This is a genomic window from Rhodoferax sp., from assembly GCF_028715765.1.
In the GTDB taxonomy this organism is placed as follows: domain Bacteria; phylum Pseudomonadota; class Gammaproteobacteria; order Burkholderiales; family Burkholderiaceae_C; genus Rhodoferax.
The window spans coordinates 87,770-110,213 of sequence record NZ_JAQURE010000007.1 but is presented as its reverse complement, the minus strand read 5'-3'; the positions used below and the strand labels follow the sequence as shown (position 1 = coordinate 110,213).

Annotated in this window: 20 protein-coding genes; 15 read left to right on the top strand and 5 right to left on the bottom strand. The window is 54.4% G+C overall.

Annotated elements, in window-relative coordinates; translation table 11 throughout:
• The 3 genes from ilvA to PHT20_RS04570 form a co-directional block, all read right to left on the bottom strand.
• On the bottom strand, positions 1 to 1,103 hold a 1,103-nt coding region (gene ilvA / locus PHT20_RS04580; RefSeq protein WP_301019603.1), incomplete at its 3' end, for a threonine ammonia-lyase, biosynthetic.
• A 28-nt stretch (positions 1,104 to 1,131) separates the two neighbouring features.
• Positions 1,132 to 1,422, bottom strand: coding sequence for a type II toxin-antitoxin system RelE/ParE family toxin (locus PHT20_RS04575; protein ID WP_300088087.1), 291 nt, complete (start codon positions 1,420 to 1,422; stop codon positions 1,132 to 1,134).
• On the bottom strand, positions 1,409 to 1,654 hold the full coding sequence (locus tag PHT20_RS04570; protein WP_300088085.1) for a type II toxin-antitoxin system Phd/YefM family antitoxin: 246 nt from the start codon (positions 1,652 to 1,654) through the stop codon (positions 1,409 to 1,411). Before PHT20_RS04570 ends, PHT20_RS04575 begins: the two co-directional genes overlap by 14 nt.
• Positions 1,655 to 1,764: 110 nt before the next feature.
• Here PHT20_RS04570 and PHT20_RS04565 point away from each other — a divergent pair, with 110 nt between their 5' ends.
• The 3 genes from PHT20_RS04565 to PHT20_RS04555 all read left to right on the top strand — a co-directional run bounded on the left by PHT20_RS04565 (position 1,765) and on the right by PHT20_RS04555 (position 3,628).
• A complete protein-coding gene (locus PHT20_RS04565) occupies positions 1,765 to 2,214 on the top strand; it encodes an OsmC family protein (protein WP_301019602.1) in 450 nt (149 codons plus the stop codon).
• Positions 2,215 to 2,228: 14 nt separating this feature from the next.
• Positions 2,229 to 2,492 carry a hypothetical protein gene (locus PHT20_RS04560; protein ID WP_301019601.1) on the top strand — a complete coding sequence of 88 codons (264 nt, stop codon included), beginning with the start codon at positions 2,229 to 2,231 and terminating at the stop codon, positions 2,490 to 2,492.
• Positions 2,493 to 2,557: 65 nt separating this feature from the next.
• Complete coding sequence (locus PHT20_RS04555) at positions 2,558 to 3,628, top strand: nucleotidyltransferase domain-containing protein (protein WP_301019600.1); 1,071 nt, start codon at positions 2,558 to 2,560, stop codon at positions 3,626 to 3,628.
• A 33-nt stretch (positions 3,629 to 3,661) separates the two neighbouring features.
• Here PHT20_RS04555 and coq7 read toward each other — a convergent pair whose 3' ends face one another.
• Together coq7 and PHT20_RS04545 are read right to left on the bottom strand one after the other, a co-directional pair.
• Positions 3,662 to 4,282, bottom strand: a complete 621-nt coding sequence (coq7, locus tag PHT20_RS04550) for a 2-polyprenyl-3-methyl-6-methoxy-1,4-benzoquinone monooxygenase (protein ID WP_301019599.1) — start codon at positions 4,280 to 4,282, stop codon at positions 3,662 to 3,664.
• Between the two features lie 139 nt (positions 4,283 to 4,421).
• Positions 4,422 to 5,768, bottom strand: coding sequence for a porin (locus PHT20_RS04545; RefSeq protein WP_300088559.1), 1,347 nt, complete (start codon positions 5,766 to 5,768; stop codon positions 4,422 to 4,424).
• Positions 5,769 to 6,192: 424 nt separating this feature from the next.
• Here PHT20_RS04545 and PHT20_RS04540 point away from each other — a divergent pair, with 424 nt between their 5' ends.
• The 12 genes from PHT20_RS04540 to PHT20_RS04485 all read left to right on the top strand — a co-directional run bounded on the left by PHT20_RS04540 (position 6,193) and on the right by PHT20_RS04485 (position 22,407).
• The gene (locus PHT20_RS04540) at positions 6,193 to 7,197 is read left to right on the top strand and encodes a porin (protein ID WP_301019598.1); all 1,005 of its coding nucleotides are present in this window, start codon (positions 6,193 to 6,195) and stop codon (positions 7,195 to 7,197) included.
• A gap of 275 nt (positions 7,198 to 7,472) precedes the next feature.
• Positions 7,473 to 8,501 (top strand): porin, encoded by a 1,029-nt coding sequence (locus PHT20_RS04535; RefSeq protein WP_301019597.1) that lies wholly within the window; start codon positions 7,473 to 7,475, stop codon positions 8,499 to 8,501.
• A 120-nt stretch (positions 8,502 to 8,621) separates the two neighbouring features.
• Entirely contained in the window at positions 8,622 to 8,861 is a 240-nt protein-coding gene (locus PHT20_RS04530) for a hypothetical protein (protein WP_301019596.1), read from the top strand.
• 270 nt (positions 8,862 to 9,131) lie between these two features.
• Entirely contained in the window at positions 9,132 to 9,386 is a 255-nt protein-coding gene (locus PHT20_RS04525) for a hypothetical protein (RefSeq protein WP_300088477.1), read from the top strand.
• A gap of 323 nt (positions 9,387 to 9,709) precedes the next feature.
• On the top strand, positions 9,710 to 9,991 hold the full coding sequence (locus PHT20_RS04520) for a DUF1640 domain-containing protein (protein ID WP_300088475.1): 282 nt from the start codon (positions 9,710 to 9,712) through the stop codon (positions 9,989 to 9,991).
• 251 nt (positions 9,992 to 10,242) lie between these two features.
• The gene (locus PHT20_RS04515; RefSeq protein WP_301019595.1) at positions 10,243 to 10,539 is read left to right on the top strand and encodes a hypothetical protein; all 297 of its coding nucleotides are present in this window, start codon (positions 10,243 to 10,245) and stop codon (positions 10,537 to 10,539) included.
• A gap of 534 nt (positions 10,540 to 11,073) precedes the next feature.
• On the top strand, positions 11,074 to 12,558 hold the full coding sequence (gene ubiD, locus PHT20_RS04510; RefSeq protein ID WP_301019594.1) for a 4-hydroxy-3-polyprenylbenzoate decarboxylase: 1,485 nt from the start codon (positions 11,074 to 11,076) through the stop codon (positions 12,556 to 12,558).
• 138 nt (positions 12,559 to 12,696) lie between these two features.
• Positions 12,697 to 16,077, top strand: coding sequence for a helicase-related protein (locus PHT20_RS04505; protein ID WP_301019593.1), 3,381 nt, complete (start codon positions 12,697 to 12,699; stop codon positions 16,075 to 16,077).
• Between the two features lie 24 nt (positions 16,078 to 16,101).
• Positions 16,102 to 16,920, top strand: coding sequence for a KilA-N domain-containing protein (locus tag PHT20_RS04500; RefSeq protein ID WP_301019592.1), 819 nt, complete (start codon positions 16,102 to 16,104; stop codon positions 16,918 to 16,920).
• On the top strand, positions 16,921 to 20,502 hold the full coding sequence (locus tag PHT20_RS04495) for a DNA methyltransferase (protein ID WP_301019591.1): 3,582 nt from the start codon (positions 16,921 to 16,923) through the stop codon (positions 20,500 to 20,502).
• A 28-nt stretch (positions 20,503 to 20,530) separates the two neighbouring features.
• On the top strand, positions 20,531 to 21,790 hold the full coding sequence (locus tag PHT20_RS04490; RefSeq protein WP_301019590.1) for an ATP-binding protein: 1,260 nt from the start codon (positions 20,531 to 20,533) through the stop codon (positions 21,788 to 21,790).
• On the top strand, positions 21,787 to 22,407 hold the full coding sequence (locus PHT20_RS04485) for a hypothetical protein (RefSeq protein ID WP_301019589.1): 621 nt from the start codon (positions 21,787 to 21,789) through the stop codon (positions 22,405 to 22,407). Before PHT20_RS04490 ends, PHT20_RS04485 begins: the two co-directional genes overlap by 4 nt.
• Positions 22,408 to 22,444: the final 37 nt, after the last annotated feature.

Here is a 22,444-nt window from a genome sequence, read left to right as displayed (position 1 = left end):
CCGCCAAAGCTGGGCAGGTTGCCAATGAGCTCGCAAAAGCGCCTGAAACTGCCGCGCTCTTCAGGGATGGTCACGGCAAACAAGGCTTCGCGCTCTTCACCCACTTCGGCACGTTCGGCCACAAAGCGCAGTCGGTCAAAGTTCATGTTGGCACCGCACAAAATGGCGGCGTAGGTTTCGCCTTGGGTTTTGTGCTGTGCCACGTACTGTTTGATGGCCGCCACGGCCAAGGCACCGGCGGGCTCGACAATGCTGCGGGTGTCCACAAACACGTCTTTGATGGCGGCGCACACGGCGTCGGTATCAACCCGCAAGTAACTGTCGACCAGGTCACTGGCCACCCGAAAAGTCTCTTCGCCCACCAGCTTGACGGCAGTGCCATCTGAAAACAGCCCGACATCGGGCAGCGTGACGCGGGCTTGCGCCTCGACCGACTGCGCCATGGCATCAGAGTCGTTCATCTGCACGCCAATCACCTTGATCTCTGGGCGCACCGCCTTGATGTAGTTGGCCACGCCGCTGACCAGGCCGCCGCCGCCAATGGCGACAAACACCGCATCCAGTCGCCCTTGGTGCTGGCGCAGTATTTCCATGGCAATGGTGCCTTGGCCGGCAATCACATCGGGGTCGTCAAATGGGTGCACAAAGGTCAAACCCTCGGCGAGTTCGAGTGCCAGCGCATGGCCATAGGCGTCAGAGTAACTGTCGCCAAACAGCACCACCTCGCCACCAAAGCCGCGCACCGCATCCACTTTAAGCGCCGGGGTGGTGGTGGGCATGACGATGACGGCGCGTGCGCCCAGCCGCTGGGCACTGAGCGCCACGCCTTGCGCGTGGTTGCCGGCTGAGGCGCAAATCACGCCTTTCTTGAGCTGCTCCGCAGTCAGGTGCGCCATTTTGTTGTAGGCGCCGCGCAGCTTGAAGCTGTGTACCGGTTGCTGGTCTTCGCGCTTCAAGAGCACGGTGTTGTGCAGGCGTTGGCTCAAGCCCTGCGCCAGCTCCAACGGGGTTTCTACCGCCACGTCATAGACCCGGGCGGTGAGGATTTTTTTCAGGTAGTCAGAAGGGGTGAGGTTAGACGCTGGGCTAGGGTTGCTGGACATGGCTAATAAAGTTCAAAGAGGGGATCAATTAATTCAGACGCTGGGCGGCAGCTTGGTAGACCTTGCTTTTGTCGCGCCGACCAGCGGCAATGACGGTGACAAAAATTTCATCATCATCCACACGGTACACCAGCCGGTAGCCCACACTGTGCAATTTGATTTTGTAGCAGTTGGGCAGGCCATGCAGTGCAGCTGCGGGCACACGGGGCAAGGCCAGGCGCTCGGCCAATTTTTTCTTGAGGGGCGTGCGCACGCTGGCATCAAGCTGCTGCCATTCTTGCAGCGCCAGGGTGTGAAAACGCAACCTATAAGGCGTCAAGACTCACCTCGACAAAGGGCCCGTTGGCGCGTTCGCGCACCAGCTTGGCATCTTCCAGGTCTTCCAGATAGGCCATCAAACGCTCGTAATGGCTGGCGGGCAACAGGTAGGCCTCGGGGCGGTTGTGGTTAAGCACGGCCACAGGGGCATCGTCGGCTTGCTTCAAAATATCAGCATAGTTGCGTTTGAGTTCAGTCACACTGACTGCAAAATGGGATAAAACGGTATCCATCAGGACTCCTTTGCACTAAAAACAATGCTTTAATTAGCATCTATTAAAGCATGTAAACGCATCAGTTTTGTCTGCGACACAATCGACTTATGAATTTGAAAGGTAACAGCATGGAATGCACAGTCAACTGGACCGGCGCTTTGGGCACGCGCTCTGGCATGGGCTTTGTGGCCGAAACCGGCAGTGGCCATACGCTGGTGATGGACGGTGCCCCAGATGCCGCCAAGCCCGAAAACGGTGGCCAAAACCTGGCACCGCGCCCCATGGAGACGCTGCTGGCTGGTGCTGGCGGCTGCACCGCTTACGACGTGGTGCTGATCTTGAAGCGTGGTCGCCACCACGTGCTGGGCTGCAGCGTCAAACTGGAAGCCGAACGCGCTGAAGTTGACCCCAAGGTGTTCACCAAAATCAACATGCATTTCACCGTGAGCGGCAAGGACGTACCCGCCGCCGCAGTCGAGCGCGCCATTGCCATGAGCCACGACAAATATTGCTCAGCCAGCGTCATGCTGGGTAAGACCGCGCAGATCACCACCAGCTTTGAGGTGCTGGAGATTTAGCATAAATTAGCGACATGAGCAGAATCACTTTCGATGCCCTGAAATTGTCTGATCGGCTGAAATCGGCAGGATTTTCTGCAGATCAGGCAGAGACCGTCTTGCGCGTCATTGCCGAAGCTCAGGACGAGTTGGTTACCAACAAAGGACTCGATACCGCACTGTCACCCCTAAAAACTGACATGGCCATGCTTAAAACGGAAGTTTCTCAGATCAAGTGGATGCTTGGTTTGGTCATTGGCGGCATCATTGCAGTGCTTGTCAAACTACTCAGTCATTGACCCTCAAAACGCGGTGCACCATGGTTTTTGCCAGCGCTTAAACAAGCGTTGACACGGTTGAATTTTTGAGCTGGGATGTGGTTATACTGAAATTTATCTTTCTCAGTATAACTTTCGTGTTCTATACCCCCCTGTCAACCGCAGCCCAAACTGCGTATGCCTCACTCAACAGCGCGAGCATGCTGGAAGGGGTGCGCTCAGTGGCATCGCTGCCCGGAAGTTTTTCCAGAAAATTGGTCAAAGGTCATGCCTACTGGTACTACCAGACGCCAGACTTGACCGGTAAGCAAACGCAAATTTTTTTGGGGCTTGCATCGGATGAGTTGACGCAACTCATTGCGCAACACCGCTGCGGTGATGGAACAAAAACGCATCTGCGGCAACTCACACGCCAAGCGATTGCAGCGGGTTGCCCCGCCATCGTCAGCAGTCATGCGAAGATCATCGAACGTTTGGCGGATGCTGGGTTTTTCAGAGCCGGGGGAATCCTTGTCGGTACACACGTCTACATGGCGTACCAAAACTACCTGGGCGTTCGCTGGCAATCTGCTGCGCAGACGGTAGATTTAGATTTTGCGCACGCTGGTCGCAATGTTTCGGTGGCCATTCCTTCAGATGTAACGATGGACATGGGCAGCGAAATCGAAGCCCTGAAAATGGGCTTTGTACCAGTTAGAAGCCTAACCACCTACGTCAAATCAGACGAAACCGACTTGCAAATTGATTTTGTCACATCGCTGCACAGGGGGGGCGACACGCCCATATTGATCAAGTCTTTGAACGCGACCATGCAGCCGCTCAAGTTCATGGAATTTTCCATGGTGGCCCCCATTCAGATCACACTACTGGCGCAGCGTGGCCCGATCACGGTCAACGCTCCACCGCCAGAAAAATACGCCCTGCACAAACTGCTGGTCTATGGTGAGCGCCCTCAAAACATGCGCATCAAAGCAGCCAAAGATATTGAACAGGCAGCGGGCCTTATCGACTATCTGGCTGAAAACGATGCAGACCTTCTGCATGAGACCTGGGTTGACCTCATGGAACGTGGCCCAGGGTGGCGAAAACGCGCTGCTGACGGACTGTTTGCACTCAAGACAAAGTTTCCTGACATGAACACCACCCCTTTGGGTTGAACAACGACGCCAAGCTGGCGCTGGCGATTGGGCTCACACCCGATGCGCCACGGTGGTCATGACCTTGGCCACGGCGGTCATCAGGCCTTTGACGGGCGCGGGCAAATCCACCGCCCCCAGCTCTTTGGCATTGAGTGCATGGCGCGCCTCGTCGTCCTTCATTTGCGCCACGATGGCGCGCGAAGCATGGTCACCGGCAGGCAAGCGGCTCAAGTGGCTGTCCAGGTGTGCTTCAACCTGGTTTTCGGTCTCCACCACAAAGCCCAAACTCACTTTGTCGCCCAGCCGCCCGGCCATCAGCCCAATGCCAAACGCTCCGGCGTACCACAAGGGGTTCAGCAAAGATGGCCGGTCGCCGAGTTCTTTCAAGCGCTGCTCCGTCCATGCCAGATGGTTGGTTTCTTCGGCTCCAGCGCTTATGAAATGTGCACGAAGTGCTTCGTTTTGTGTAGCAAAAGCCTGCGCTGTGTAAAGCGCCTGGGCGCACACCTCGCCCACGTGGTTGACGCGCATCAGGGCGCCAGCCTGCTTTTTATCAAGTTCTGAGAGTTCAGTGGCATCGCCCGGCACGGTGGGGCAAGGCTGCGCGCCGGTGTGGGTGGTGAAAACGGTGCGCAGGGCGGAGTCTAGGGTGGTGAAAAAGCGGTCGATCATGTCGGTCTCACGTCAAATAATGCTGAATTGTTGCACGATGGGTGATCTCAAGTCCAAGCACGCCATTGAGCCAATTTGTCAAAACGGCCTAATAAAAAAAGGCTCCTTTCGGAGCCTTTGACATGAACATTCGCGCAATTTAAAAGCGGTGGCGAATGCCAAAAGCGATGCCTGTGGAATCGGTGCCGGCAGTTGCCGTGACACCACCAATATAGCCATTGCCGCCGGGTGCAACTTGAGCCAGATTTTTGTTGTTGAATCGCACCCAAACAGCGTTCAGATCAGTACGCTTAGACAGTGCATAGGTATAGGCTGCACCATATGAGGATACGTCCGCATTGGCGGGGCGGTTGTCGTTGTAATCGCTGTAAGCGACAGAAATCGTATTTTTCCCAACCACATGACGGTAACCAATGTGGATCAAAGTACCGTCTTGTTTAAAGGCATTCACATAGGCGGCTTGAATCTGTCTGGCTGCAGCAGCTCCAGCACCTGCGCCAAACGTTGCGTCTAGTGCAGCGGTTGCAGCTGGAGTCAGCGCAGCAGCAATGCCAGACAACGAACTGGGGTTGTCGTCATTGATCTTGATCACCATACCGGTCAACTTATCGCTACCAAATTGCATTGACGCGCCCAATACAGAGGTCGTCAAAGAAGCTTGCCCCAACTCGTTGTTGGCCTTGTTGTAGCCCAATCCCACCGAAAAATCGCCAGTTTTGTAATTGGCATTCAAGCCAAACATCTTGCTGGAATTATTGGCATTTTCTCCACTGTCGCCCAAAGAATACATCAACGCACCAGACACACCGTCTTTCACAAAACGATATTGAAGCGAATTAGATTTGCGAATTTCCAGAACTGCTGGAAAAGCAACAATTTGCCCGGAAGACAGGCCAGACTGTGTTTCCATAATGTCGTAAGCCGCATGGGTTTCGAACGCAGGTGTGTACAGGCGGCCAGCCAAAACAGCACCTGCGGGTGTCACCAAGCCCACATAAGCTTGACGGTCAAACAAGCGATTACCGTAAGTTCCCACGTTCACGCCATATTCATTCAATAAAGTGCCAGGCGCACCAGCCGCCCCCACCACACCATTCACAAACGGTTGATAAGCGGCTGGCAAGCCCAAAAGCGTGGCCGTTGAGAAACGATCAGAAATTTGATTGCCTGAAATCGGTCGACTGCTGTTGCTTCCCGTGTCCAGCTCCACGCGACTCTCGAGCGAAAAAATGGCTTTGTAGCCGCCGCCCAAATCTTCATTGCCCTTCATGCCCCAGCGCGAGCCCTCCATGATGCCGCTGGCCAACTGCGTCACCGTGCCCGCTTTCAAACCGCTCACAGAGGTGATGCCAGCATCGGCCAGACCATAAAGCGTGACACCCGAGCCAGTTTGCGCTTGCGCCAGGGGCGCGGCACACAATACGCAAGCCAAAGCCAGACGGCGCGTTTTGAAATTTCGAGCATGGGGTGTGTCAAAGTTGATCATGATGTTTGTGGCTCATTGATGAAAAAATAAAAAATTAAGCAGTTCGACTATGCGTTTTGAATAACCAGTGTAAAAGTTTTGCGGCTCTCCATGCACCTCATCTGCACTGCTTTGGGGATTTACCCCACAAGGGTTTTCCCTTGTTTGGTGCGACTCTGGTGCTCACTTTAGTGATTTTGAAAGGGTCAATGATTTTGCTTGGCTGGCCAGTCGTATGGCTAATCCAAAAGAACGCACTGATGGAAACTCAAATGTGGCATCCTTGCCACACATTCAGTTAAGGTTGGAATGTAACTTGCGTGTAATCCAGCAGAACAAGGGCTGAAGACGGGTTCTGTGCTGAAATAAGTTATGTGAATTTTTGTTCGCTGCACCAAACCAGTCACAAAGTCTGTTTGGTGATTTTTAACCTTAGGAGTTTTTCATGAAAAAAAGTTTAGTGGCATTGGCCGTGTTGGCTGCTTCTGGTGCTTCGTTTGCACAATCGACTGTGACTGTTTACGGGGTTGTGGATGCATGGGTAGGTTCAGTCAAAAATGACAACGGTGTTACCAGTCAATCTGTAACTACCTTGGGTGATGGTGGTGTAAGTTCTTCGCGTTGGGGCGTTAAAGGCTCTGAGGATTTGGGTGGGGGCTTAAAAGCCAATTTCAATTTGGAGCAAGGCTTTGCTCTTGATACTGGTGCGGCCAGTGCTGCAACGCTGGCATTTTCACGCCAGTCGTGGGTAGGCTTTTCTGGTGGTTTTGGTGAAGTGCGCTTGGGCCGCATGACAACTGCCTTTGACGACGTAGGTGGTTCTGCTGACGCGGTTTTTGACTCTGCATTGTCACCAGCCAATAACGGCGTATTCATAAGCGGAGGTTATACCGGGCGTCCAAACAACGGCATTTTCTACCAAGCTCCAAGCATGGGTGGTTTTAGTGGTGCAGTCAGCTATTCACTGGCTGAAGATGCTAATGGCTTGCCTGCAGGCGCTTTATCCGTTACCAGTTTGAATTTGACTTATGGCAACGGTCCATTGGCTTTGCAATTCGGCTACCAAGTTGATAACTTCAACAATCAAGTCAACGATACAGCCTACACACGCTTGGGTGGTTCTTACAATCTTGGCGTGGCAACCATCATGGCATCTTACGGAAAAGTTACCAATGTTGCCAATGTCAGTGGTGCTGATGTTGCTGAATGGCAGTTTGGTTTAGACTATTCTGTGTCTAGTAACCTTACGGTTTCAGCTAGCTATGCCCGCTCCAACGACAACGTTACAGCTGGCGACTTCAAGCGTGATGGTCTCGGGTTTGGTGCTTCCTATAGCTTGTCTAAGCGTACATCTGTCTATGGTGGTTATGAATCAGACAAAATCAGTAAAGCGGGAACAAACGATGTCAAGCACAGCTTGATGGCTGTTGGTATTCGCCACGCGTTCTGATAACCTATTCAGCTAAGCTGACGAAGAAAAAGCCGCCCCCGGGCGGCTTTTTCTATTTAAGAGGAGTGCTTGTCATTGAATTACCTTGTTTGGTTGCAATTTGTTGCAAGATCACCACGCTTGCGCAGCTTTCGGCAGCGTTTTTAGACGTTATTCCGATAAAAACGATTGGCATCTGTTTCAATACGTCTAACTTCCTTAAACAGGAGGTTGGCTCAGGGCTTTGAAACGACTTGATTTCAAAGCCTTTATGTTTAACCTTGGAGAAATTTGAAATGAAAAAATCCCTAATCGCAATGGCCGTTCTGGCTGCTTCTGGCGCCGCAATGGCTCAATCTTCTGTAACTTTGTATGGCATCGCTGACGTTTGGGTTGGCTCCATTAGCACCAAAACTGCCGGTGTAACTACTCGCACAACAGAGATGGTTTCTGGCGGCGTTTCTTCTTCTCGTTGGGGCATGCGTGGCTCTGAAGACTTGGGTGGCGGCTTGAAAGCTAATTTCCAATTAGAGCAAGGCTTCAATATGGATGATGGCGCTGGTACTGGTTTCACTCGCGCAGCAAATGTTGGTTTTTCTGGTGGCTTTGGCGCCGTGAAGTTTGGTGTGGCTGGTACTGCATTTGATGATGCTCAGGCTCGTTCTGCCTCTCTTTTCGATTCTGACCTGGCCCCTGCCAATGGTTTCACAATGGCAAGTGGTTTGAAAAATGCTGGTGCAGTGTTTCGCTCAGTTCAGCACGCCGGCAAGGCAACAAACCAAATTCACTACCAAGCTCCTAACATGAGTGGACTCTCAGGCGCTGTTTCTTACGCTTTGGCTGAAGACGCAAATGGTCTCCCAGCTGGTGCTAAGGCGACCACGGCATTCAATTTGACATACTCTGGTGGCCCTCTGGGCGCAGAGTTGGCATATCAGAAAGAAGATCTTAATAACAATGCCAATGATGTCGCATACACCCGCTTGGGTGGTGCGTACGATTTTGGCGTTGCAAAAGCTAAGCTTCAGTATGGCAAAGTGTCTAACGTAGCTAATGTTTCTGGTGCTGACACTACTGAGTTTGCTATTGGTGCTGACATTCCTGTGTCGGCTAATATGACGTTAGGTGTTGGTTACGCTAAATCATCAGACAATGTTACAGCTGGTGATCAAAAACGTTCAAGCTACGGTTTGGCTGTAGCGTACGGCTTGTCTAAGCGCACCACGGTTTATGGTGGTCTGAAGATGATGACATATGACAATCCTGGTCTGGTTGCTGACACTGATGTGAGTGCCGTTGCTTTTGGTGTTAAACATACGTTTTAATCTGACGCTGGCGCAAGCCAGTTAACGGTAAAAACCTCAAACCCCCGCCTGGGTAGCTTGGCGGGGGTTTTTCATGGACGTCTGCTCAGGCAATCCGCAAGATGCATTAAACTGACTTTCATGGAACTTGCAATTGACAGCGCTTTCGTCAGTGCAGGCATTGCTCCAGAAAATGCCAAAGCCGCAGTTGAGTCGATCAATCGGGAAATTGACAAACGTTTTGCGCTGCACTCTTCGCAACTTGCCACGCATGGCGATGTGGAGGCTGTACTCAAAGGGGTTGCCGAGCTAAAGGTAGAACTGATCAAAGCCATAGCCAAATCCCAGTGTTGGACTACCACCGCTATTTTGCCGCCGTAGGCGTCTTTGCGGCTCTGATCAAAGTGCTGCATTAAGACGTGCCTATGTTGTTATCCGGCACACTACAAAGAGCCATGCTTGCCGCAATGAGTAATTGGGGTCAGATTCTAATTAATTCAGAAGAAATCTGCCTTCAGCGCCCGCCAGTCAAGCGTAAGCAGCTCTTTAATCAATAGCATTCATGCACAAACCCCCGCCTGGGTAACCTGGTAGGGTTTTTTATTCAGGTGTATCACGCAGATACGCATTCACAATGCTAGACTCGACCGAATGGAACTCGAAATATTTGAAGCTTTAACTGCCATCAATGTGCCGGCCGACAACGCACGTCGTGCAGCCGAATCCATTAAAAAAGAAATAGACGAACGCTACACGTCACACGGGCAGCAACTGGCAACCCGTGGAGACATCGAATCTGTTCGCCGTGAAGTAGCGGAACTCAAGGTCGAGATGGTCAAATGGTTTGTTGGCACGACCATCGCCGTTGGTGGCATTACTGCAGCGCTTTTAAAAATAATGAATTAATTGGGGTCGGGGTACAATTAATTTAAAAGAAATCTGCCTCCGGCGTCCGCCAGTAAAACACAAGCAGCTCTCTGATTAAAAGCAAATAAGCATCACAAGGACAGCATGATCGTTCCTATGTTGTGATCCGGCACACTGTAAAAAGTCATGCTTGTCGCAATTTTAGACTTCCATGCATGACGACCATCAACCTGGTGGGATTAATCGGGGTCAGATTCCAATTAATTGGCAGATAGAAAGGGATGCTTCCCTTTTTGAATCTGAACTCACCCATATGAATGAAATAATTCCCTGCTTTGAGCCTCTGCTGTACACTTTGAAGTATGTCCACCATCACATTCGATACATTCAAATTCGTTGATCGGCTTGAAAAAGCGGGTATGCCACGTGAGCAAGCTGCTGCTTTCGCACAAGCACAGCAGGACTCACTGTCGGAAGCGCTTGAATCAACTCTCTCCACTAAGGCGGACATATTGCAGGTAGAAAACCGTATTGATTTGATGAGCAAAGATATGCAAGCCATGGAGCTTCGTCTTACTATGAAACTTGGTGCATTCATCACAGTAGCGACTGGTACGACCGTTGCCCTGGTCAAGCTTTTGTAGCTGAGAAAAGCGGGGGGGGAAAGGGGACGTTATACCCTTTCCCAACCAAAACCTGCTAAATAAGGTAATTGGAGGCAGATTCTAATTAATTCAGAAGAAATCTGCCTTCATCGCACGTCAGTAAAGCGTGAGTAGCTCTCTAATTAATAGCAAATAATCACCACAAGGACAGCATGATCGTTCCCATGTAGTTGTTCGGCACACTGTAAAAAGCCGCGAGCCATGCTTGTCGCAATGTTAGCCTTCCAGGCATGTCAACCATCACTTTTGATACTCTGAAATACGTCAAACAGCTTGAAGCATCCAGCATTGCTTCTGCGCAGGTTGAAGCCTTTGTCAAGGCCCAGCGTGACATCTTGACCGAAGTGATGGAGATATCGCTGGCGACGCGTGGTGACGTTCAGGCTCTTGAAAAGTCAGTCCATTCTGACATTGAGCGACTTGAACGCAAGATGCTCGAACATGACGGCAGGTTCTCGCTTTTGCAGTGGATGTTGGCCGCCGTTTTGGCCGTTGCAATAGCTAACTTTGCCAAACAATATTTCTAGATCTAATTGGGGTCAGAGTAATTGGGGTCAGAGTACAATTATCTTAAAAGAAATAGGCCTCTATCGCCCACTATTTAAGCGTACACCGCTCTTTAATCAATAGCAAATAATGACTGTAAGGGCAACATGATCGTTCCTATGTTGTGATCCGGCACACTACAAAAAGCGGCGGATTCAAGTCTGAAGTGCAACATCGTGATTATGCATTTCTAGCTGCTCCATAAAAACTTCGTGAGGAGTTCTATAACCGAGTTACTTTCTGGGTCGAATGCCTGCGTTATAGGATAGGTTTCAGTCTGTGCAAATTGTTGGCGCAGTAGCTGTATGTGATGTTTTATTCTGCCAATCTTGGTACTATGCATTTGGACTGGCCCTTCCCCTTCTTCTGAAGCTGGTTGCTGTCCTTGAACAACTTCAGCTTAGCATCAGAAAACTTGGTCAGCCCAATCACTTTTTTAAGGCCACGCCTTTAAGGTAGCGCCATGAGGGTCAGGCCCTAATTAAGCATTCCACATCAACCTTAAGAGCATTGCCGTGGCCTACCGAGATTTAAGAGAGTTCATCACCCAGCTAGAACAAATGGGTGAGCTCAAGCGCGTGCAAGCAGAAGTTTCGCCACATTTGGAGATGACGGCGCTGTGCGACAAGGTTCTGCGCGCCGGTGGTCCGGCTTTGCTGTTTGAGCACCCCACCGGCCACACCATGCCAGTGCTGGGTAACCTGTTTGGCACCACCCGCCGCGTGGCTTTAGGCATGGGCGTGAAGGACGTGAGCGAACTGCGCCAGTTTGGCCACGTGCTGGCCAACCTCAAAGAGCCCGAAGCGCCCAAAGGCTTCAAGGAACTCGTCGGCATGCGCGGCCTGGTCAAAACCCTGTGGAGCATGTCGCCCAAAGAACTCAGCAGCGCACCCTGCCAGGACGTGGTTTGGGAAGGCATGGATGTGGATTTGGCCAAGCTGCCGATCCAGCACTGCTGGCCGGGCGACGTGGCTCCGCTCATCACCTGGGGCCTGGTCATCACCCAGGGGCCACACAAGGCACGACAAAACCTGGGCATTTACCGCCAGCAGGTGCTGGCCCGCAACAAGGTCATCATGCGCTGGCTGCCGCACCGCGGTGGGGCGTTGGACTTCCGCGACCACGCCCAGCAAAACCCCGGTGTGCCCTACCCGGTGTGTGTGGCGCTGGGTGCCGACCCGGCCACCATTTTGGGCGCGGTGACACCCGTGCCCGACAGTTTGAGTGAATACCAGTTTGCCGGGCTTTTGCGCGGCTGCCGCACCGAAGTTGTCAAGGCGCTGGGCAGCTGCTTGCGCGTGCCCGCCTTTGCCGAAATCGTGCTAGAAGGCCATATTTACCCCGACGTTAAGCACAAAAGCGGTTTTGAACACGCTCTGGAGGGCCCGTTTGGTGACCACACCGGTTATTACAACGAGTGCGCCGAGTTCCCGGTGTTCGCCATTGACCGCATCACGCAGCGGCGCGCCCCCATCTACCACTCCACCTACACCGGTAAACCACCGGATGAGCCCGCCATGCTGGCGCTGGCCTTGAACGAGCTGTTTGTGCCGCTGCTGCAACGCCAATACCCCGAGATCACCGACTTTTACCTGCCTGCCGAGGGTTGCAGTTACCGCATGGCGGTGGTCAGCATCCGAAAAGCCTACCCCGGCCACGCGCGGCGCATCATGTTTGGCATCTGGAGTTTTCTGCGCCAGTTCATGTACACCAAGTTCATTGTGGTGGTAGACGACGACGTGAACGTGCGCGATTGGACGGAAGTGATCTGGGCCATCACCACCCGCGTTGACCCGGTGCGCGACACGCTGCTGGCCGACAACACGCCCATTGATTACCTCGACTTTGCCTCGCCGGTGAGTGGTCTGGGCAGCAAGATGGGGCTGGATGCCACCAACAAATGGACCGGGGAGACGACACGGGAATGGGGCAAACCGCTGACCATGAGCCCGGAGGTCACAGCGCGGATGGAGCAGGTTTGGCAGACACTGGGTTTATGATAACAATTGGTCTCTAGCGCTTATTCAACAAGCGTAAGTAGCTATTTAAAAAGAAGCATTCAGTTTGACAGACGTGTCATTGGGATTGCAAAATTCTTTGGGCACAATCGGGGTTCCAGGGAAACAACGAGCCAGCCCATGACACGCATCTTTGACAACATCGACCAAGAGCTGCTCAGCACGCTGCGCGGCACCATGCAAGTCTCCAAGCGGGCCGACTTTTGTGTGGGGTATCTCAATCTTCGCGGTTGGCAGGCGGTGGACGATTTGGTGCAGCCCTGGAACCCGCTTGAGGGCCAAGTGTGCCGAGTGCTGGTGGGTATGCAGCGCCCGCCTTATGACGAGATTCGCGATTTGTACCGACAGACCGCAGACGGCGGATTGATCGACAACGCAACCGCCAGCCGTTTGAAGATGCAGTTTGCAGCGCACCTGCGTGAGCAGATCACACTGGGTATTCCCACCGGACAAGATGAAGCCGGTTTGCGCCGCCTGGCCCGACAACTGCGCGCCAAACAACTGGTCGTTAAGCTGTTTCTGCCATACCCGCTGCACGCCAAGCTTTACCTTTTGTTTCGGGACGACATCAACAACCCGATCACCGGTTTTGTGGGCAGCAGCAATCTCACTTTGTCGGGCTTGTCCAAGCAAGGTGAACTTAACGTTGACGTGCTCGATCATCTGGCCACTGACAAACTATCCAAGTGGTTTGATGCCCGTTGGGGAGACCGCTGGGCGCTGGATGTGTCAGAAGACCTGGCGCAAATCATCGAGACCAGCTGGGCACGAGAGGATGCCATCCCGCCACACCATATTTATCTCAACATCGCCTACCACCTCAGCACTGAGGCACGTGCCGGTTTGAGCCAGTTCCGGCTACCGGTCCGCTTTGAGCAGGAGTTGTTTGAGTTTCAAAAAGGCGCTGTCAAGATCGCCGCCCGCCACCTGCACCGCCGTGGCGGCGTGATGATTGGCGACGTGGTGGGCTTGGGAAAAACCATCATGGCCACGGCACTGGCGCGCATGTTTGAGGACGATCTGGGCTACGAGACGCTCATCATCTGTCCGAAAAATCTGGAACCCATGTGGGAGAGTTACCGCACCAGTTATGGCCTGCGCGGCACGGTGTTGCCCATCTCACAGGTCACCAAAAAGCTACCTAGCCTGAAACGCTACCGGTTGGTGCTGATTGATGAAAGCCACAACCTGCGCAACCGCGAGGGCAGGCGCTACAAGGCCATTGCCGACTACATCAAAAGCTGCGATGCCAAGGTGATACTGCTCACCGCCACACCTTACAACAAGACCAAGGCTGATCTGTCAGCCCAGTTGCGCCTGTTCATTGACGAAAAAGCCAACATCGGCCTCCGCCCAGAGCACCACATGCGCAAAACTGGCATGGGCGAGGCCGAGTTCGAGCGGAAGTACCAATGCCGCGTCAACTCCATTTTGGCGATTGAAAAGAGCGACGAATTTGATGACTGGCGCGAGCTGATTCGCCTCTACATGGTGCGCCGCACCCGCAGTTTCATCATCCAGCACTACACCGCGGCTGATGCCCAAGGCCGCCGTTTTATTGCGGGCAAAGACGGCGAAAAGCGCTACTTTCCGGTGCGTAAGCCCGTGTCCTTGCAGTTTGCGGTGGATGAGGCCAACCCAGCTGACCGCTATGCCCGGCTTTACTCTGCGGCGGTGGTTGACCAGATCAACGCCCTGCATGTACCACGCTATGGACTGGGCCTGTATGTTGACCCGTTGGCAGAAAAAGAGGCCACCGGCCCAGAGCGCAAGATCATTGACAACCTGGGCCGCGCTGGCAAACGCCTGATGGGCTTTTGCCGCACCAACCTGTTCAAGCGGCTGGAATCCAACGGCTTTTCCTTCTTGCAGTCAATCGACCGGCACATTTTGCGCAACCAGATTTACCAGTACGCCATCGAGCAAGGGCTGGACTTGCCGCTGGGCGTGCTGGACGCTGGCCTGCTGGACCTGGAACGTGTGGACGAAGATGCCGACGGTGTTGAAGGCGACCCGGAAGATTTGCTCGACGGTATGGTGGACACCGCCACTGAAGCCAATGGTCTGCTGGACGACATGGCGCGCGCTAAGGCCGTTTACGCACAATACGCAGGCCCGTATAAAAAGCGGTTCAAGTGGATACGCCCCAACCTGTTCAAGCCATCGCTGGCTGCCAACCTGGCGCAAGACACGCAAACGCTTTCTGAACTGCTCAGACAACAAGGCCAGTGGAACCCGGCGCACGACCAAAAACTGCTGGCCTTGCAGCACCTTGTGACCCAAACGCACGCCAAAACCAAGGTATTGGTCTTTACCCAATTTGCCGATACCGCGCGCTACCTGGCCCGTGAACTGCGCCATGCTGGCGTAACCCATGTTGAAGTTGCCACCGGTGTCAGCGCCGACCCCTACGCGTTGGCTTGCCGGTTCAGCCCCAAGTCCAACAACAAAACAATCCCCAAGGCGGACGAAGTTCGGGTGCTAATCTGCACCGATGTGCTCTCAGAAGGCCAAAACCTGCAAGACAGCAACGTGGTGGTCAACTTTGACCTGCCGTGGGCCATCATCCGCTTGATTCAGCGTGCGGGTCGGGTGGACCGCATTGGCCAGCGCGCCGAAGAGATTCATTGCTACTCGTTCTTGCCAGCCGATGGGGTCGAGCAGCTCATCCAACTGCGCTCGCGCATTCGCCAGCGACTGCAAGAAAACGCCGAAGTGGTGGGCACTGACGAATCTTTCTTTGAAGACGAAGAGGCCAACACCATCCGCAACCTTTACACCGAACAACAAGGTGTGCTGGACGACAACGACGACGAGGTAGACCTGGCCTCTTACGCCTGGCAAATCTGGAAGCAAGCCACCCAAGACGACCCCAACCTGGCCAGTGCCGTGGAAGCCTTGCCGCCCGTGGTTTACAGCGCCAAGGCCTTTGTGCTGGATGAGGCACGGTTTCCTATATTGGGGACGGACGCAACCCAAGGTGGCGCGCTGGTTTACGTCAAGTCCCCCGAAGGCAATGACCACCTGGCCTGGGTGGGTGCCAACGGCAAAACCGTGACCGAATCCCACTTTGCCGTGCTCCGCGCCGCCGAATGTGCGCCGGGCACAGCGGCCGTGCCGCGACTGGCGCAGCACCATGAGCTGGTCGCGCACGGCCTGCAACTCGCCGTGAGCCAGGACAAAGCGGTAGGTGGCGGCCTGGGCCGCCCCAGCAGCCCGCGCAGGCGCGCCTACGAGCGCCTCAAGCCCTACGCCACCGAGCAGATGAAAACGCTGTTCCGCGACGAAGAACTGGAGCGCGCCTTGGACGACCTCTACCAGCGCCCGTTGCTGGAAACCGCCGCCGACCTGCTCAACCGCCTGATGCGCAGCGGCATCAACGACGAAGAGCTGGCCGGAGCCGTCAAATCCCTGCGCGAAGAAGCCCGCCTGACCTACACCGAAGACGATACTGCCTTGCGCGAGCCGCGCGTGGTGTGCTCCATGGGCCTGGTGCCCTAGTGAACGCAAAGTAGGAAACGAAATATGAAAAATCGGGTCATTACAGTTCAAGGTGCTGAAGTCACCATTGCCACGCGGCATGCGCAAGACTACATCTCGCTGACCGATATGCTCAAAGCCAAAGACGGCGACTTTTTTATCGCGGACTGGCTGCGCAACCGCAATACCGTTGAGTTTCTGGGCATTTGGGAAAGCATCTACAACCCCAACTTTAATTATGGCGAATTCGCCACAATTAAAAGCAAGGCCGGGCTCAACAGCTACAAACTGAGCGCCAAGGAGTGGGTCAAGCAAACCAACGCCATTGGCATCTATGCTGCAACCGGTCGGTATGGTGGCACCTATGCACACAAAGACATTGCCTTTGAGTTTGGCATGTGGATCAGCGCCGAATTCAAGCTTTACCTTATCAAAGAGTTCCAGCGGCTGAAAGATGAAGAGTCGCAAACATCAAAACTGGAGTGGAACTTTCAGCCCACCCTGTCCAAGGTCAACTACAAAATCCATACCGATGCCATCAAAGAACGGCTGATTCCGACGCAGTTGACCGCTGAACAAAAGAGCAGCACCTATGCCAGCGAGGCCGACCTACTGAATGTGGCGCTGTTTGGCATCACGGCCAAGCAATGGCGTGATGCCAACCCGGAGCAGCCTGGCAACATGCGCGATACCGCAACGCTAGAGCAACTGGTTGTGCTGTCCAACCTGGAAAGCATCAATGCCATGCTGATCCACCAAGGTCAGAGTGCGCCACAACGCCTGCTGGTACTTAACACCATGGCCATCACCCAAATGCGCTCGTTGCTGGGGCTGCAAACCATCAAACAACTGGGGGTGCGTTGAATGGCCCACCTTGACTTTCCCGGCTTCGAAAAATACCTGTCAGCGTTTGACTTCCCCCGGCTGTTCGCAGATGTCCTGGGCTGGAACCACGCCAGTTCAGAAGCCGCCTGGGCCAGCGACGCAGCAGGTGAAACCCCGTTCACCCGCCGCACCGTGGCCGAGCTGGGCGGCGTGGTCGCCATTCAGGTGGTGGTGCATGGTGGCTGGCCTGACGAACAGCAGCACCTGCGGGTGTGGAAACACATCGTCCACACCCATGCCGAAAACCTGCTGATCTTTACCGACAAACAGACGGGTGCCAGCCAAAGCCAGTGGTATTGGGTCAAGCGCGACAAACACCCCGATTCCGGCAAACCGCGCCTGACATCGCGCCGCCACGACTACTTCAAGGGCCAGCCGGTGGACTTGTTCGCCAGCAAGCTGCAAGCCATGGTGGTGGAATTGTCAGAGTTGGACGCATCCGGTCGCCTACCGGTGCTGGAAGCCGCGCGGCGCATCCAGGCGGCGCTGGACGTGGATAAAACCACCAAAAAGTTCTTCACCGCCTACCAGCAGCAACATCTGGAACTGCTCAGCCACATCAAAGGCATAGGCAACGAACGCGACAAACGCTGGTACGCCAGCGTGCTGCTGAACCGGCTGATGTTTGTATGGTTTCTGCAGAAAAAGGGCTTTTTAGACCTCCAGTCCTTTGACTACCTGCGTGAGCAGCTACAAAAAAGCGAGCAACGCGGGCCAGACCGTTTCTTTGGCGAATTCCTCAACGCCCTGTTTTTTGAAGCCTTCGCCAAGCCGGAGACTGACCGTAGCCCAGCGGCAAAAGCCCTGACTGGCCAAATCCCTTACCTCAACGGTGGTCTGTTCCTGCATCACAAGCTGGAGCTGGACGCCAATCATGTGCCACGCGTCGGCACCACGCTGACCGTGGCCGATGCCGCTTTCAAAGGCATTTTTGAGCTGTTCGCCAGCTACACATGGCACTTGGACGACACCCCCGGTGGCGACGCAGACGAGATCAACCCCGACGTGCTGGGCTACATCTTTGAGAAATACATCAACCAGAAAGCCTTTGGTGCCTATTACACCCGGCCCGAGATCACTGGCTATCTGGCCGAGCGCAGCATTCACCAGATGATTCTGGAGCGGGTACACGAGCCCGCCATGCCCGAGCTGGGTCTGAAAGAAATCAAGTTCGACACCGTGTCCGATCTGCTGGCGCGCATGGACGCGCGCACTGCGCTGAAACTGGTCAACGTTGTGTTGCCCAGCATCACCATCCTGGACCCGGCGGTGGGTTCGGGCGCGTTTCTGGTGGCGGCACTCAAATGCCTGATCAACGTTTACTACGCCGTGGTGGGTCGGGCTGGCATGGGTGCCAGCAAAGACCTGGAAAATTGGCTACGCGGCATTCAAAATGACCACCCCAGCGTGGGCTACTACATCAAACGCCGCATCGTCACCGACAACCTGCACGGCGTGGACATCATGGAAGAAGCCTGCGAAATCGCCAAACTGCGGCTGTTTCTGGCCATGGTGTCCAGCGTGCGAAATGTGGAAGATCTGGAGCCGCTGCCCAACATCGACTTCAACATCCTGCCCGGCAACTCGTTGGTGGGGTTGATGCGGGTGGATGAGGTGGAGTTCAACCAAACCAACACCCAGCTCAGCCTGTTTGCCGCTACCAAGCCCAGGCCCTTTAAAGAGCTGCTAAGTGCCAAAAACCGTGACTTAGACACCTACCGCCACGCCGTTGAAGTTTTTGGTAAGGCGGTGCGCATGCAAGATTTGCGCGACAACATCGACAAAGAAATGCAAGCCGCCAGCGGCATCATGAATGAGTTGCTGCGTGACCAGTTTGAAAAACTCAAAATTAAGTTTGAAGAACCGACCTGGGATACAGCCAAGCAAACGTTGGGCAAAGTCAAAAAGCGCCCCATCGAGACCAGGGACATTGCCGCCCAAACACCGTTTCACTGGGGGTATGTGTTTGACGACATCGTGCAGCGGCGCGGGGGTTTTGACATCATTCTGGCCAACCCGCCTTGGGAAATTTTCAAACCGCAGGCCAAAGAGTTTTTTTCAGAATATTCCAGCTTGGTCACCACCAACAAGATGGCCATCGCGGACTTTGAAAAAGAGCAAGACAAATTGCTGCAAAAAACCGAGATCAGACAAGCGTGGCTGGCTTACGAAAGCCGTTTTCCCCACATGAGCAGTTGGTTCAGGTCAGCGCCGGAGTTCAAACACCAAAGCGCTATGGTCGGTGGCAAAAAGGCAGGCAGCGATGTCAACCTCTACAAGCTGTTTGTCGAGCGCAGTTTTCACCTGCTCAGGCCTGGCGGCCATTGCGGCATCGTGATTCCCAGTGGCATTTACAACGACCTGGGCACCAAGGGGTTGCGCGACCTGCTGTTTTCACAGACGCAAATTGAGGGTCTGTTTTGTTTCGAGAACCGCAAAACGATTTTCGAAGGTGTGCATAGTAGCTTCAAGTTTGTCGTGCTGACGTTTGAAAAGTCTGCGACGCTACGCCTCCAGCAAACCGGTGAGGCAAATGCCAGTGCGCCGCCTGATGACTTGCTGGCACCGCTGGCGGTCGAAGACAGCAGCGGGGGCGGCACCAAACGTTTTCCGGCAGCTTTCATGCGCCACGATGTCGAGGAACTTGCCCGTTTTCCCAACGAGGGCGCGCTGTGGCTGGATGTCGAGCTGATCAAACGCCTGTCGCCCGACAGCCATTCGGTGATGGAATTCAAGCAAACCAGTGAACTTGGCATTGCAGAAAAACTGACCCAATTCACCCCGCTGGGCAAGTGGGTCAAGGGTGAGCCGCTATCTATTTCGCGCGAGTTCATGTCTTCGTCTGATCACCCTCTGTTCAACTACGACGGCCAGGGATTGGTGGTTTGGGAGGGCAAGATGATGGGCCAGTTTGATGGCCAGCTGGAAAAACCAAAATGGTGGATTTCTGAGGCGACGTTCAAAACCACCCGTTTTTACCCACGCGACGACTGGCACCACTACCGCATTGCAATTCGGCGTATTGCCAGCAGCACCAACGAACGGACACTTATTTGCACCGTGCTGCCGCCCAATTCAGTCGTCGTGCATTCGCTGTTTGTCAATGTGGACAAGTTGCTTGATCCGCAAACCAGCTTGTATCTGTGCGCCGCACTGAATTCGTTTGTGGCCGACTACTTCATCCGGCAACAAGTGACCTCCAACGTCAGTCAGTTTGCGATTCACCTGTTGCCAGTGCCGAGTCCTGCCTCAAGTAGCGGAGCCTTTCGAGCCATTGTCAGCAGAGCCGCGCGCCTGATCTGTACCGCCCCCGAGTTCGACGACCTTGCCAAAGAGGTGGGTTTGAAGCCGCAACCAGGGACAGTGGTGGCCTTTGGCACCACCGATCCTACCGAGCGCGCCAAACTTCGTGCCGAGTTGGACGGCTTGGTCGCCCACCTCTACGGCCTGACAGAAACCGAGTTCGTCTACATTCTGGGCACCTTCCCGCTGGTGGCCGATGCCGTCAAGGTGGATGCCCACAACGCCTACCGTCGGGTAGCAAATGGGCTGGTGGACTAGCTAGCCAAAACACTTGATCGAGAACGCCATGCAAATCACATCTATAGCTGTAGAAAACTTCAAGGCGTTGCGTTCATCCGGCACCATTCGACTGAAGCCGCTGAATGTGATCATTGGCAACAATGGCAGTGGCAAGTCAAGCCTGCTGGAGGCTGCTGAGACTTATGTGCGCATCCTGGACCTTGGGGTGGAAGGTGCCATGAAGCATTGGCAGGGGTTTGAGCACATCTGGCACAAGGGTGCACAAGCAGGCAAAGCGAGCAGTGCACCGCTTTCCAAGCAGCCCAACCCCATGAAGCTGACGCTGAACCTCAAACTTGACAAAGTCAACGCTAAAGTGTCCGTGGCAGTCAATACCGCAGACAAAGGAAACCTGCTGTTTATCCAGCAAGAGCACGGGCAAATAGCTTCAACCAAATTTGAACGCAATGTTGTCGGGAAAAACGTTAACTCAAGTTTTTCGGGACTCAAATACTCGGACGATCTGAAGGCGAATATCGAAGGCGCGTCCAGGAGCATCGGCGGCGCGAACACGCTGTTGCCCTTCTTGGGAGCTTTCGACAAGGTCACGCGCAGTTTGCGCAACACGCTGTTTTTGCGGCTCAATCCAGATGCTATTGGCCAGTTGCAGTCTGTCAGCCGCAGTGGTCAGCGTATCCGGTTGGCAAGTGATGGCTCGAACGTGGCTGAGTATTTGATCGACCTGCGTGAACGCTCGCCTTCAGCCTTTGAGCAAATTACCCACGCGCTGCGTTATGTGCTGCCGTACGCCAGCGACGTGGAGCCCAAGGTGCTTGACGCAGGCATCATCCGCCGCAGCTATGTGCAGTTGCTGGAAAGCAAGTACGAGATTCCGGGGTGGTTGATGTCGTCGGGCTCGTTGCGGGTGCTGCCGCTCATCGCAACGTTGCTGGACCCTGACCCGCCACCGGTGGTGTTTATTGAAGAGGTGGAGAACGGCTTGGACCCGCGCACCGTCGGGCTGGTGGTGGACTTGATGCGCTCCGCAGCGCAAAGTGGCCGCTCCCAGATCATTGCCACCACCCACTCCCCCTATTTGCTTGACATGCTGGATTTGGACGATGTGCTGCTGTGTGAGCGTGGCGAGAAGGGGCCAGAGTTTTCCTGGCCGGGCAGCCGGGCTGAGATGCAGGCCTGGCGCCAGAGCTTTATGCCTGGGCGGCTGTACACCATGAACGCTTTGCAGCGTGATCCCTCGCCTAGCGCTGGCGCGCCTGCCGCCACCGATGGCGAAGCCCCAGCGGGCGGTTGGGGAGACGGCGAATGAAGGTAGCCATTGTGTGCGAAGGCCGTTTAGCCGGAGAGGACGCGCAAGTGTTTGAACACTTTGCCAAACGCATTGCGCCCGGTGCAGCAGTCAAGACATTTCCCCAAGGCACTAAACCAGAGTTGTTTTCCAAGGCGGGCGAGGTCGCCAAAACATTGTTTACCACTGGTTACAACAAGGTGCTGATCATTTGGGACATATTGCCGCGCTGGGAAAAGCCCGATGGAGAAGCGCAAGACCGGCTAGACCTGCTGCCGTCGCTGGTGAATGCAGGGGTTGCTACGCACCCTTGCCTGTTTTTGATCGCCATTCACAAAGAGTTGGAGGCATGGCTGCTGGCAGATGGCACGGCGCTCTCCGCCGTGCTGTCGCGGCCCGCGCACCCAGTGGCAATTGCGCATACCAAGAACGCCGACACGGTAGCCAATCCCAAAAAGCGGCTCGAACAACTCTTCGAGCAGCACAACGTTCCGTTTGGCCCACAGCCGATGCAGGGCGCTTACCAGCCCAAACTGGCAGCCATTCGAATTGCCGAGCAAATCCCAGCCAACTTTGGGCAGCTTGGAAAATTGGGTTCATTCAAGAAATTTGGGCATTCATTAATAAAGGTTTGTTAAGTGGCATCTCTGCTGCTGAGCAGGTATCTGGATTGAC